Here is a 13948-nt window from a genome sequence, read left to right as displayed (position 1 = left end):
AATTTTCATCCTTATCCTCGCAGGAGTTGTTTGACTGTTCCTACCAACTCTGTTGGTTGAAACGGTTTGGCGATATACGCATCCGCTCCCTGTTTCATTCCCCAGTAGCGGTCAAATTCTTCGCCTTTAGAAGAACACATAACTACAGGGACATTTTGGGTTTTTGGGTCAGATTTTAACCGCCGACACACTTCGTAGCCGTTCATCCGTGGCATGACAATATCCAATACCACCAAGTCTGGCGGAGCGGTTTGAATGGCCTCCAACGCTTCTACTCCGTCACTGGCATAAGTGACTGTTAAACCAGTGGCTTTCAGGAGGTCAATAATCATTTCCCTCTGTGCGAGACTGTCTTCCACAATCAGAACTGTACTCATAAATGTTTATCTACCTCCTGATGTAGACGTTCCTTTTTGGAACATTCCCTGACTCCCCGTTAAAATTACTTGTATAAATTTATGCTATTATTTCACTAATTGACTAGATAATAATTTGGCATGGGGTTAGTTGATTCTGTGATAACATTTTTTACCCCATCTTTTATAGAATCAACAAGTCTTCTATTTCTTTGGTGTTCCCATAAAAGACTTATAATTAACATATTTCTCCATGAGCATAAGTAATTCTGAATCATCAAATGGTTTTGTGAGATAATCTGTCGCTCCCACCATTCTGGCTCTGACGCGATCGATAAAGCCATCTTTGCCGGTGAGCATAATAATTGGTACTAAGCGAAATGCTGTGGAATGACGCAGCATACTGCAAATCTCGTAACCATCAAGTTCTGGCATAGCGATGTCACATAAAATTAAATCTGGTCGTAGTTGAAATACTAGTCCCAGTGCTTCTAAGGGCTGAGTTAGGGCGATCGCTTCATAACCATGTAACTTTAAAATTGACTCCACAGCCTCACAAATCGTCGTTGTATCATCAATGCAAACTATCCGCGGTCGATGGTTTTCTTCTCCTAACTCTGGTATCAAGGTTTGGAAATGATTTGTCGCCGCATCTACTAGTTGTAACCAACCTTGCTGCACATAGGGATATATCGCCTTTGCAATTGTCAATAAATCTCGATTCAGGTAACGCGCCAGTTGTCGCAGCGATGTTTTGCCATCTGCCCAATGCTGTAGTTTATTCACTGTTGCTTCTGGTAACGAGGAGCGTAATTCTACTGTATCAACCAATACTGGTAATTGCTCCGGTGATTGAATTTGCGGATATAGACGCTTCCATTCCTGGACTTGTTTGGTAATTCTAGCGACTAAAGGCGCAATTTCTAAACTTGTGAGCTGCGGTGCGAGGGCTGCCCCTTGACGAAAAATAAAACTACCTTGGTGTAAACTCAACAAATCAAACAGAGTTTCTTGCACGAGGCGCTGAATAATACTATGAGCTATCTTGGGGCTGATGATATTTCGCTCTAACAACGTCCATAAATATCCATACTCTGGGACATTTTGGGTGGCTAGTGAAGTATGTTGCTTTTGATCTAGTCCTGTCTCAACTCGGTAATGGCGTAAATAATCGTCAATCCGCGATAAGTTACTATCGCCCGCTTGACAATAGATAATTTGACCATTGAGAAAAAAGACAAACCATGATTGTTTTCTGTGATTTTTGCTATGGCGATGTCTGATTGTCTCATCTAGGTTGAGATGATCTTGCCTGTGAAAGCCAGCTTCCACTAAAAGTTGCCCAGTTCGCTGGCCTAACTCAATCAATTGCAAAATACTACGAATATCAATTTCATTTAAATTTCCCTGCATTTAGCGCCACGCCACTCCTTGTTATATTCTTGACTTAAGTTTGCCCAGCATTTTTTTTAGATTTCTCATAAGTAAAGTAAATTATTACTCACCAACATTCGCCATCTTATTTCTCCAATAACTAATGTCTATCAGGAGATACATTTAGCTATAAACCGTAAATTTTCGTAATACTGCTTGATAAACTTAGTGATCACACGGAAGTCATGATTACTATCACCAGTACAAAATATAAAGGCGCGACTCAATCGCTTTGATGAAATCTGACGACGTGAATGATCACGTCTATTGATAGTCTTGTCTATATTTTTTCCTACACCACGGTGAAATTAAGACAAACTTATATAAGTATCTCAAGTATATCTAAAAACACGGACATTAAGTACGCAAGAGGACGAACGGTGTGCTGTATTTAGCAGAAGTACAAAAGCAGAAGGGCGGCTTACTTAGTGGTGGTTCTAAAACCGAACTAAAACTGCTAGCTTGTCAGCGAACCGACCAGAATTGGAGTACTGTGTCGGAAGAGGTGATTACCGCAGAAGAAGCCAGCAAATTAAATGATGGTGCATTAGTGCTAGTCGAACTGAATCCGAATCGCCAGGTGCAAAGGATTCAAGAAGCAGGACGGCCATTGGTCAATATATTGCAAAATTTTTCGCGGCAGCTAGAAAAATTTAAACTCAAGGAAGATGAGATTGATCAGTGGAAGCAGTCGCTAACATTTCAGGCGCAGGAAATGAATCGCCGAGAAATGGAAATGGAAGCACGCTTAGAACAGCTGCAACAAATGGAGGATGATTGTCAACGCCTAGAGGAACAGAAACAAGAAGTTGATTCATCCCGTGAGGAAATTGAAAAGTTACAAGCGGAAATTGAGCGGAACCGCCAAGAATTAGAAGGTGCTTGGGAGCATCTACGCGGTGAACAGAGCCGCTTAGAAGAACGACAAGCAGAGTTCAAACAAGGTAATGTTTTAGATGAAGAACAAAGTCGGGTGATGAGTGATTTATTGAATCGCTTATCTAGCCGATTTGCACCGACAGAAACTGTCAGAGAACATCTGCATTTAGCTTTTGAATTAATTGAACAGCAACAAGCAACTTTAAATCCCCATTGGGAAAAGTTAGAGCAACAAAAAACATTAGCCAACCAACAGCAAGAAGAAGTTGAGCGTCTGGCGCAAACTGTCAGCGATCGCCAAAATGAATGGCAACAAGCACATAATTCTTTAGAACAGCAAGCTGCTCAATTAAAAATTAACTTAGCCACCATTACCAGTAAGCAAGAATATGCTCGACTAGTCAAAGAGCAGTTGCAATCGCAAGAAGATTTATATCAAAAAGTTAATTATATAGCTGCTAGTTCTGGTGATATTTCTGGCAATAAAGTTGATATAGAAGCATTAGAAAAAATGCCGTTAGATGAACTACAAAAAATAGTTCAAGATTTAGCAAAAAAATTAGAAATCGACTCTAGCTTTGTCCAAGAACAAGAACAAGAACTGCAATATAAACAAGCGGATATTGCTGAATTAGAAAATAAACTAACTCAAGCTTCTGACCAGGATCATATCAATTTAGAAATGGAACTGGCAGATGAAAAAGACCATTATCAAATGCTCAATAAAACTTTAGAAGGTCAACGCCGGAGTTTATTGCAGCGTGATAAGGCTCTGAAGCAACATCAAAATGTATTACTCCGCCGCCAAGGACAACCAGTCCCCAACGTCGAAGAAGAAAACACAATTGATTTTGCGCCAATTTTGTTACAAATTGATAGCCAGCGACAACAACAATCCCAGGTATTACAACAACTGGAACAAGAAATTGAGCAGATGCGGTCTGCAATTGAGCTTGACCAAGGGATGATTGATAATCAAAATCATGACTTGTCCCAAAAACAACAAGAAATCAAAAATCTCGAAGCTAATTTACAATCTTTGCGAACAGCAGTGGCTGAATCTTGGGCGCGAGTGAATTTATATCAAGAAGCCTTACGACCAATTCAAGATTCTTTGGATGGTTTGCGCCAAAAACTGCAAGGAATTAATGATTCATTGGCGCAAGTCCAAGAAGTAAGTGATTATCAACTACAAACCATTAGTGAAATGCGTCAAACTTTGCAAAATATGACATCTCAGCCGGAATTAATAGCGTCTTGAGCAGTCTGAAGTATGAAAAATATTTTTGACTTTATCAAGTCTCTTTGATGATAATCCAATCGCCTTGGACTTGAGCGATCGCACCACCAGGAAAGGGATCAGTTTGGGAACGGTTCGGGGCGATAATTAAAGCTGTTAATTTTGCAATATGGTCAAAATTAGGTGCGTCGGGTAAGATTTCTAATAATATCTGTCGCATCACCCGCCGTTGTAAAGCTAATGGTGCTTTCTGTAATACGCGACGATTAAGTTTTACAATATCCCCACTCCCCACTCCCCACTCCCCACTCCCCATAGTGGCTGCTTCCCGCAACTGCTGGGCTGCTTGTTCTAAATACTCGACATCTGCTTGCAAAAGTTCTGCTGTTTGGGCTAATGCTGATTCGACTTTGGGGTTAAAGTTGGTTTGTAAATAGGGAATTAATTCTTGGCGGATACGGTTGCGTGAATATTTGATATCTTGGTTGGTAGAATCTTCCCAAATAGGTAATTGAAAATCTTGGCAAAATTGCCCTGTTTGTTGCCGAGTAATTTCCAACAGTGGACGGATTAAAATAACTTTTTCCGATAAATGACGTTGCCAAGTTAAAGCTTGTAAACCATCAGCGCCAGTACCGCGCATTAAATTGTACAGTAGAGTTTCGGCGCGATCGCTGGCTATGTGTCCAGTCACTATATATTGATAATTATATTTTTGAGCGATCGCATTTAAAGCTTGATATCGCCAATCACGCGCCGCCGCTTCACTATTTACAGGTTCTTTAGCAGTTTCTAAGTAAAAATCCACACCCCAATTTTTCGCCAAATTTTCTACATGATTCGCATTCGCTTGTGAATCATCACGCCAACGATGATCGCAATGAGCAATACTGATATACCATGACCATTTAGGTTGTAAATCTAAGAGTAATTTAATTAAACATAGAGAATCTTGTCCACCAGAAACAGCGACTAATAGCCGTTCCTGATGTTTAAATAAATGACGTGATTTGATAGTGCGATGAATTTTGGCGTGTAAGGGAGTCCATACCATTTTGAATTATTAACCGCAGATGCACGCGGACGAACGCAGATAATTGATAATTTTATCCGCGTGCATCTGTCTTGAAAAGTTTGCTCAAGTCGGCAGAGCCGCCCACGCAACGCCAGTGAGGGAGTCGGGGAACCCGCCCAACGCACTGGCTCAACTTTTCGCTGCGTGCATCTGCGGTTTCAAAACATAGAATCTATTCACAAAATATCAAATATAATTTCACCCCTCTCCACTCATGAAGAGGGGCTAAAGCTATTAAAAAAACCAACCGTAAGAATGTAAACCTTTACCTAAAAGATTCACACCCAGATAACAAATCCAAACAACAACAAAGCCACTAGCGGCTAAAATTGCGGGGCGACGACCTTGCCAACCACGGGTAATTCTAGCGTGGAGGTAAGCTGCAAAAACTAACCAAGTAATTAAAGCCCAAGTTTCTTTCGGGTCCCAACTCCAGTAAGAACCCCAAGCTTCATTCGCCCAAACTCCGCCAGCGATAATCCCAATTGTCAGTAGGGGAAAGCCTAAGCCAATGATGCGATAGCTAATATTATCTAGGGTGTCGGCAAGGCTGAGACGCTGAGGCGACAAAACTGCGGCGGTTGCTGTAGCTTCTGATGGTGCAGTTGTGACCAAGTTTAAAACTGCGGTGTTACCGTTGTTAGTGTTGGTTTCAAACCGACGAGCAGAACCGTTATTTTCAGCGACATTTGTTGCTGGTTGAGTAACTAATTCACCGGCTTTGTGTAGGCGATAACCATTACTGCGGTAGCCACCAGTACCAACAGAACTGCCTTGTAACTCGATTTTTTGACCGCGTGTTACAACCAGAAAAGCGATCGCCAATATTGAACCTACCATTAATGCAGAGTAGCTCAACATCATCACGCTAACGTGCATCATCAGCCAGTTAGACTTTAATGCAGGTACTAATGGTTCTGCTGCTTGCATTGTGGATGGTAGAGTCAAGGCAGCAAAGGCAGTGATCCCCATTGCTACAGGCGTTGTAAAAACCCCTACTAAGCGGCTACGGGTACCATTTTCCGCAATTAAATGAACTGCTGTAATTCCCCAAGTCAAAAAAAACAGTGATTCATACAAGTTACTCAGGGGAAAATAACCTGCTTCTATCCATCTTGCGCCTAAAAGGGTGGCGATACACAAATTAGCGATCGCCATTCCAGCTGTTCCTAAAGCGCCCAGTGCTGGTAAATTTGGAAAAGCTGCACCTCCCCAATAAACCAACATGGTGAGGAATAACACCGCAAATGAGGCATTATCTAGCCAGTTCTGGAGTCCAACCAGATTCATACAGTATTCTCCACCGTTATTGCTTAAAGTTACGATTCTAACTATTTTGATCCTAACTTGAGTTTAATTAGAGACTCAGGGTAGATACAATAAATTAATGTGGTGATTATTGATTCAGCTGACACAATCAATATTCCGAAGTGCTGAGTATCAACCCAGCCTGTTCAGAGCTTTGAGCAATATAGTCTCAAAGTTTTCTGGGGGTGCAGAAGGTTTAAGGTTTTGAACTACTAATGTTGGGATGATTCTCTGAATTAGGTACAGTGGCTGAATTAATCGATTTTTTCAGAGAGAGAAAGATATCATAGCGAGTACTGCGGCTGTCACTCACTGAGGTTGTTGCGCCAATGGAACGAGTCGCTTCTAAAAAAGTTCTTTGTTTGGGAAATAGGGTATTGAGGGTAAAGTTATTTACCATTCGTTCGACATCTATAAAAAATGCACTATTCGTGGGATTCAACTCTGTCGGCACAGTTTGTTGATATGCAAGATTGCTGGCTAATGTGCTGCTGGGTTTAGGCACAATTTTATCGGTAACGGGAGCGCCTAAAACTATAAAAGCAGTATCTTGATCTAACCAACCGTGGCTGGCTGTTAAAGTGCCGAAAGGCCCAATCCAGTTAACAACAGGTTGACCTGCAACTGTTCCTGGTTGAATTTGAAATTGATATTGAGTTTTAATGATGTCATCTAGCTTTTGGAGAGATGCTTCAGCTAATTTGCGATCGCTGGCTTTGACCATGAATACCAATCCGGCTCTAAAATCTCCTGGTGTGCCATTTTTTGGTACATTTGGAATCAGTGAGACAGCAAATTCACCTTTCATCCAACTGAGTAAATCTCGTTCCAAATCGAGATTCGTCAGTGATTTCACACCACTACGTAATTGTTCTGGAGATACGGGTGAAAGCGGATTTCCTTGGGATGTGAGAATATAGTCTCCCCACAGCCGTTGTAAATTACTACCAGATAACATCATCAAGGTTTCTGCTGGCATTCGCTGCTGCATATTACCTGCTGAGTTATCCACCGACAGTAGACGCTGGCTTTGAGGATTCAGCCACGAAACGCCCTTTAAACGTATGCCATCTGACTCTAAACTAATCGCTCCCGCTAAACCTTGGTTATTTTGCAGTTGTGCTAAAACTTGGGCTGGTAAACGTCGATTTGGAGCTTTAGTCGCAATTTTGGCAGCATTGGGGACGTTGACGTAAAATTGAGCAAAAGAATTAGACTCAGAAATTTTGGGGAAATTCTCAGCGAAACTGCCAACTGTTGCTAGAGATGTTTGATTTTTGTAGGCATCAATTGCCCGTTCCGTGGCTTTCGGGTTATCGGTAATCACCAGGAAGCGTTGATCTAGCAATGTGGCGGAAAGGTTTGTCCCAAATTCCCCTTCGCTTTGTTTGATGGGGACTCCTTGATAGGTGCGGTCAATCCATTTACCTGTTTTTAAGGCTTTGGGTTGTGCCAAAATTTTTTGCGCTAAGTCTGAATTTTTCACAGGTAAAACCATCACCATTGACTGCTGGCTGTCAGGCGTAAGGCTATCGGTAGCTACAGGCTTAGAAGCAGGCTGATTTGTTTCGGGAGCTAAAATCGCAAAGGTAACTTCTTTGTCTACCCAAGGTTGAATATCTTGCTCAAAATTAAAACCATTATTCGTCAGAAAGCGATCGCGCAACTGAATTAAAGTTTGATTGAGTTGTGCTTGCGATTCTTTTGTGCCGAATTCCTGCAATTTCTGCCATTGCTTGGGATCTGTAGTCACAGAAGCCGCAAACAGTGCATCATTCGGAATAATATTTGCACCTAGTAATAAATTTCCAGAAAAATGCCCCTGGCTGAACAATCTATAGGCTACTCCGCCACCAATAATTAATAAACCAGTAGCCGAGAGCGTCATTGCCAAAGACGGTTTCTGTTTTTTCTTCACGGGAACAGACACAATAGGCAGCGCCATTGAAACCAATACCTCATACTTGCGAACTTTTTACCTGCTTGACCAAGTAAACTTAAGCTTTTACCCTTCTTCTGGGCAGTTTCTCCATAATTTTCTCTACCCTGAACTTTTGTTGATACTTTGGTAATTAACCTTAGCTATTTTTTCTTTAAAAGTAGTGATTTTGTTGTTAGTTAATCTTTTTAACATGATTTATTCTATTTCGCAGGCAACTTTTCTCTAAAAGTTTTTTGAGTCAGTCAAGCTTAGAGAACTCTGTAATAATTTACGCATTCATACTACGAATCAATATAAGTTTTCAACTTTATTCTCAGCATTATGAGGATATAACTAACTCAAAAAAGCTGCAAGTTGCCAGTAATTTGTAATTTTTAATACTGATACATCTAAATTCTTCTATATTTTACGCTCAAAAATATAGCTGAAATGCGCTAATTTTTGAAATCATAATTACTGATGACTATTTTTACCAAAATTAGCAAAACTCAATTTTTGGCGATTTAGGGATATTTTGACGCTTAATATTAGCTAGAACGCGGTAAATGAATCCGCCATCTAGAGATAATTTTTAGATAAATTTAACTTTTCTTAGTTCCGGTAAATTTTATTACCTAATCAGAGTTGAATTTGACTGTAGCGATCGCCACTGCATTCTACACTTTGCCATTCGTCCCACTCAACTGCATCGGCCCCAAATACTTGGTTAAATACGGCGAAAACACCTCATAAATTAAAGTTAGCGGTTGTCCATGATGCCAAAACAAGTAGTGACGACCCCAAAACGGCCCAGGCACATCAAAACCAGACTCCAACGCCGCCGAGTTGCCATAGTAAATACCGCGCACATCCCGATATAACTCTGTGCGGAGACGTGCCAAACTCGCCCAAATTGGCAACGAACGATTTTGTAAATACTCATCTACATGGCTGGCTTCCCACCAAGATGTCGCATAAGCCAATCTCTGCCCCGATGCAGTACGCAACCACACCTGGCGGCGCAGTCTTGGCCCTGGCACAGCTTGAATTAAATCAGGCGCATCATCTAAATCAGTGCCAATCAATGACATATCAATCACATCTACTTCTGTTGGTTCACCCGTCAGCAATTCTAAATGCCGAGTCGGGGAACCATCCCCCAACAACAGCAGTTGCCAAGCAGGAGCTAACTGTGTGTGGGGTAAACTCTTTTGGATAACTTCTTCGTCTCCTTGCCAAATCGGAGTTAGACGGTGCCAAGCTGTTGGCAGCGCGGGATTGTTCGTCAGAGTAAAAATAGCAGTCAATTTTATTTACAAAAGTTCATCTATCTCTATAAAAGCACAAAAAAAGTCAATAGTTCAAAGCTGATAATCAGTAGTTAGGCATTGCTTAACTATTGACCATTCACTTGTAACCATTGACCAAGCCCTTGCGGGGCGGAAACAGGAAGGTTGTCGAAGTCTTCCCTGTTCCCTTTTCATCAAAAATGCGGATGGCGAGACTCGAACTCGCAAGGCAAAGCCACACGCACCTCAAGCGTGCGCGTATACCAATTCCGCCACATCCGCGAGAGTTCACTGAAGAACTAATATAGCACAACAAAGTGATTATAGTAAGGTAATATCTAATTTTGCAAAATTTACCAAAAATTTAAGTGAACATGTTCGCAACTTTCCCGAAGGTGGATATCAGACTAACAGAAATGTAATAGCGCCACAAGTGATATTAAAAGGGGTATAGCTACTTTAAGATGTTCCGCACTCACCACAGCCTCGTTCGGGAAACTGGCACAGACAAGCAGATGTGAAGCTGTTAATCTGGTTAAGACCCGTAGAGACTCCCTGGCAGTCCTGACCTTTGTGAAACTGCGAAGGGCGTATATATACTGCTCAGGATGCTGCTGAAAAAACTCTCATTGTCATTTGTAACCAAGTCAAAGCTTTGTTGCAAATCAGATAAGAGAAAATGTCAATCTACTGGTACTAATATCGAAACTCCAAAATGAAGTTTGACAAAATACTAATTGCTAATCGGGGAGAAATCGCCCTTCGTATTCTCCGCGCCTGTGAAGAAATGGGAATAGCGACTGTTGCGGTTCACTCCACTGTTGATCGGAATGCGCTCCATGTGCAGCTGGCTGATGAAGCCGTTTGTATTGGTGAGCCTGCCAGCAGTAAAAGTTATTTAAATATTCCCAACATCATTGCTGCCGCCTTGACCCGGAATGCCACTGCCATTCATCCTGGCTATGGTTTTTTGTCAGAAAATGCCAAATTTGCCGAAATTTGTGCAGATCATCATATTGCATTTATTGGCCCGACTCCAGAAGCAATTCGCTTGATGGGAGATAAATCCACAGCCAAAGAAACCATGCAAAAAGCTGGAGTGCCAACAGTACCGGGGAGTGATGGTTTAGTCGAGTCAGAGCAAGAAGGATTAGCACTGGCGAAAGAAATTGGCTATCCCGTGATGATTAAAGCCACGGCTGGCGGCGGTGGACGGGGGATGCGCTTAGTACGTTCGGAAGAAGAATTTGTCAAACTGTTTTTAGCTGCTCAAGGTGAAGCTGGTGCAGCCTTTGGTAATTCCGGCGTTTATATCGAAAAATTTATTGAACGTCCCCGCCATATTGAATTTCAAATTTTGGCAGATAACTATGGCAATGTGATTCACTTGGGTGAACGGGATTGTTCTATTCAACGCCGCAACCAAAAATTATTAGAAGAAGCCCCTAGTCCGGCCCTTGATCCAGACCTGCGCGAGAAAATGGGACAAGCTGCGGTCAAAGCTGCCCAGTTTATTAACTTTACTGGAGCAGGTACGATTGAATTTCTCTTAGATCGGTCGGGTAACTTCTACTTTATGGAAATGAACACCCGCATTCAAGTAGAGCATCCTGTCACCGAAATGATTACTGGTGTGGACTTAGTAGCCGAACAAATTCGGGTGGCTCAAGGCGAAAGACTCAGGCTAACTCAAGACCAAGTAATTTTGCGTGGTCATGCCATAGAATGCCGCATCAACGCTGAAGACCCAGACCACGACTTCCGTCCCGCCCCAGGACGCATTAGCGGTTATCTTCCCCCCGGTGGCCCTGGCGTGCGAATTGATTCCCACGTTTACACCGATTACCAAATTCCCCCCTACTACGATTCTTTAATTGGTAAGCTTATCGTTTGGGGGCCAGATCGTGCCACTGCTATTACCAGGATGAAACGCGCCCTGCGGGAGTGTGCTATTACGGGACTACCAACAACTATTGGTTTTCATCAAAGAATTATGGAAAACCAACAGTTTTTACAAGGCAATGTTTACACCAATTTCATTCAAGAAATGAAACTTTAGGAGATTAGGAAATAGAAGGTAAAGGGAAGGCGTAAAAGGCTGAGAAATATCTTATTTTCAGTTCACTACCTGTCCCTTTACCATTCACGCATTCAGTTTAGTTGATGTTCTGCCTCAAGATTATTTGTTATTGTGTTGTGATGGCAAATCTACCTCATTTCATTCAATATCAAGGTAGCAAGAGGAATTTAGCAAAGCATATCCTCTCGTTCCTTCCTAAAAAGATCAATAGATTGGTAGAGCCTTTTGCTGGCACTGGCGCAATTAGCGTGGCTACATCTGCAAATCGAATTGCCCACAGTTTTTGGCTCAATGATCTGAATAAGCCTCTAATTGAACTACTAGAACTAGCAATAGAAAATCCAAACGAAATAGCAGATTTTTATTCAGAACTATGGAATGAGCAACATACCGATTCCATAGCTCATTATTTTGAAGTCAGAACACAATTTAATAAGACTAATGATCCGAAATTATTCCTTTACTTGCTAGCAAGATGTGTTAAAGGTTCAGTCCGTTATAATTCAGAGGGTTTATTTAACCAAAGCCCAGATAAAAGGCGAAAAGGAACACGACCTGAGACAATGAAAAAAAATATAGCAGGTGTATCCAGTCTCCTAAAAGGCAGATGCAAGTTTACAAGTTTTGATTATAGAGAAGTATTAGAGCAAATTCAGGATAGTGATTTCATCTATATTGATCCCCCGTATCAAGGGGTATGTGGAAAAAGAGATTCAAGATATTTATCTGGAATAGATTTCGATGATTTTGTCTTAGCTATTGAACAGCTAAATCGAAAAGGAGCCGTGTTTGCTATTAGTTACGACGGTAAGCTAGGTGATAAGACTTTCGGCAAGGTTCTTCCTCTGAGCTTAAGTCTTGAAAGAATCGAAATCGAAGTTGGAAGATCATCACAGTCTACACTGCTTGGCAAAAAAGAAACCACCGTTGAATCATTGTACTTGTCGCCCAGTTTATCTAGAAGCAAGATGAATCCTCAAATCAAAGATTTCAGCTATATTGGCAAAAAACCAAAGCAACTAAGCCTCTTGGAAAAACATGGAGAATTCGCAGCAGCTACCAGATGACTTCTTAAAACTTTGCCGCTCAATAAAGGCGAAAAGACCAAGGGCTGTTATTGATCATATTTTGCAACACGGATTTATCACAACTGAGGAATTGAAAGAAACCTACGGTTATAACCATCCTCCAAGAGCTGCTAGGGACGTTAGAGAAAATGGTATCCCGTTGGAGACTTTTCGCGTTACAGGAAGTGACGGTAGAAAAATAGCTGCATATCGGTTTGGAGATATTAGCAAGGCAAGATTCACTCGTCTTTCTGGAAGGACAGGTTTATCTAAGCAGATTAAAGAGGTGCTGATCAGCAGATACGGATGTAAGTGTTTTATTTATCTTGAAGTGGTAGATGAACGGGAGTTACAAATTGATCATCGTGTCCCTTTTGAAGTTGATGGTGAGCCAGATATAGATCCAGAAAACTTTATGTTGCTTTGTGGTTCTGCTAACCGAGCTAAATCCTGGTCATGTGAACATTGTGAAAATTGGAAGAACATCAAAGATAAGTTGATTTGCTTGTCATGCTACTGGGCATACCCAGAAAACTATGAGCATATTGCAATGCGTCCAGTTAGAAGAATAGACCTTCTTTGGGAAAGTAACGATATTGAGATTTATGAAAAACTCAAGCAAAGAGCTATCAGTATAAGAAAGGAACTGCCAGAGTTTGTCAAAGAAATTATTGAGCGTGAGATAAATCGTGATGGCGACGGCTAAAACTACTTTGGTGCAGACAAAATAGAGATTATGGAGCGAAACTCTCGCAATGGTTTTTGGAGGTTCTTGTGAGCCAGCCTGACTTTTGAGATTTTTTGTGTTTGATTGCGATCGCCCTTCCCAAATATGATCCATAATTGAGCGATCGCATCCTCCCCTATCCCCTAGCTGGCATGAGACATCATCGTGATTAATCCTTGCTGACCTAAGAGAACTTCCCGCAGCAAGCTGAAAATCCCTACCCAAATAATTGGGGTAATGTCCACCCCGCCTATTGGTGGTACTAGCTTACGTAAAGGTACTAAAAATGGCTCTGTCGGCCAAGCTATGAGATTAAAGGGCAACTTATTTAAGTCGGCTTGGGGATACCAAGTCAGAACAATGCGGAAAATAAAGAGAAATGTCATCAGTCCCAACAGGGGGCCGAGAGTCCAAATGGTCAAGTTAACACCAGTCATCTGTTTGCGCTACTATTTTTGAACGAAGAAAATTCCGAGAAGTAAATAAGAAAGTTTGAAGGTTTGTAAAGCTTATAGATATATTTTATGGCAAATGCCAGTCAACCAATTTTGGATTTTAGATTGACTCCACAG

11 protein-coding genes and 1 tRNA gene are annotated in these 13948 nt (G+C 41.5%); 4 read left to right on the top strand and 8 right to left on the bottom strand.

Translation table 11 applies throughout. The annotated features are described in order from the left end of the window. Positions 1-11: 11 nt before the first annotated feature. Together H6G74_RS00750 and H6G74_RS00745 are read right to left on the bottom strand one after the other, a co-directional pair. Positions 12-377 (bottom strand): response regulator transcription factor, encoded by a 366-nt coding sequence (locus H6G74_RS00750; protein ID WP_062297988.1) that lies wholly within the window; start codon positions 375-377, stop codon positions 12-14. A gap of 183 nt (positions 378-560) precedes the next feature. Further along, positions 561-1769 (bottom strand): response regulator, encoded by a 1209-nt coding sequence (locus H6G74_RS00745; protein WP_190965849.1) that lies wholly within the window; start codon positions 1767-1769, stop codon positions 561-563. 403 nt (positions 1770-2172) lie between these two features. On the opposite strand from H6G74_RS00745, the gene hmpF reads away from it, so the two are divergent. Then, complete coding sequence (gene hmpF / locus H6G74_RS00740) at positions 2173-3930, top strand: pilus motility taxis protein HmpF (protein ID WP_190965848.1); 1758 nt, start codon at positions 2173-2175, stop codon at positions 3928-3930. 34 nt (positions 3931-3964) lie between these two features. On the opposite strand, the gene tilS is transcribed toward hmpF, so the two are convergent. From tilS to H6G74_RS00715, 5 genes are all read right to left on the bottom strand, one after another. Further along, complete coding sequence (tilS, locus tag H6G74_RS00735; RefSeq protein WP_190965847.1) at positions 3965-4963, bottom strand: tRNA lysidine(34) synthetase TilS; 999 nt, start codon at positions 4961-4963, stop codon at positions 3965-3967. Positions 4964-5218: 255 nt separating this feature from the next. Then, positions 5219-6274 (bottom strand): c-type cytochrome biogenesis protein CcsB, encoded by a 1056-nt coding sequence (gene ccsB, locus H6G74_RS00730; protein WP_190965846.1) that lies wholly within the window; start codon positions 6272-6274, stop codon positions 5219-5221. 214 nt (positions 6275-6488) lie between these two features. Continuing rightward, entirely contained in the window at positions 6489-8237 is a 1749-nt protein-coding gene (locus H6G74_RS00725) for a DUF3352 domain-containing protein (RefSeq protein ID WP_190965845.1), read from the bottom strand. A 653-nt stretch (positions 8238-8890) separates the two neighbouring features. Beyond that, entirely contained in the window at positions 8891-9520 is a 630-nt protein-coding gene (locus tag H6G74_RS00720) for a chorismate lyase (protein WP_190591155.1), read from the bottom strand. 183 nt (positions 9521-9703) lie between these two features. Continuing rightward, positions 9704-9784, bottom strand: a tRNA-Leu gene (locus tag H6G74_RS00715). A 433-nt stretch (positions 9785-10217) separates the two neighbouring features. Between H6G74_RS00715 and accC the strand changes: the two genes are divergently transcribed. The 3 genes from accC to H6G74_RS00700 all read left to right on the top strand — a co-directional run bounded on the left by accC (position 10218) and on the right by H6G74_RS00700 (position 13355). Beyond that, a complete protein-coding gene (gene accC, locus H6G74_RS00710) occupies positions 10218-11561 on the top strand; it encodes an acetyl-CoA carboxylase biotin carboxylase subunit (RefSeq protein WP_190965844.1) in 1344 nt (447 codons plus the stop codon). 140 nt (positions 11562-11701) lie between these two features. Next, on the top strand, positions 11702-12649 hold the full coding sequence (locus tag H6G74_RS00705; protein ID WP_190965843.1) for a DNA adenine methylase: 948 nt from the start codon (positions 11702-11704) through the stop codon (positions 12647-12649). Further along, entirely contained in the window at positions 12621-13355 is a 735-nt protein-coding gene (locus H6G74_RS00700) for an HNH endonuclease (protein ID WP_190965842.1), read from the top strand. Before H6G74_RS00705 ends, H6G74_RS00700 begins: the two co-directional genes overlap by 29 nt. Before the next feature lie 164 nt (positions 13356-13519). Here the strand turns inward: H6G74_RS00700 and H6G74_RS00695 are convergent, their stop codons facing one another. Then, positions 13520-13813 (bottom strand): YggT family protein, encoded by a 294-nt coding sequence (locus tag H6G74_RS00695; protein ID WP_190965841.1) that lies wholly within the window; start codon positions 13811-13813, stop codon positions 13520-13522. Positions 13814-13948: the final 135 nt, after the last annotated feature.

Origin of the sequence: Nostoc spongiaeforme FACHB-130, assembly GCF_014698475.1 — a bacterium.
Classification (GTDB): Bacteria; Cyanobacteriota; Cyanobacteriia; order Cyanobacteriales; family Nostocaceae; genus Nostoc_B; species Nostoc_B spongiaeforme.
This window is presented reverse-complemented; position numbering and strand designations above follow the sequence as displayed.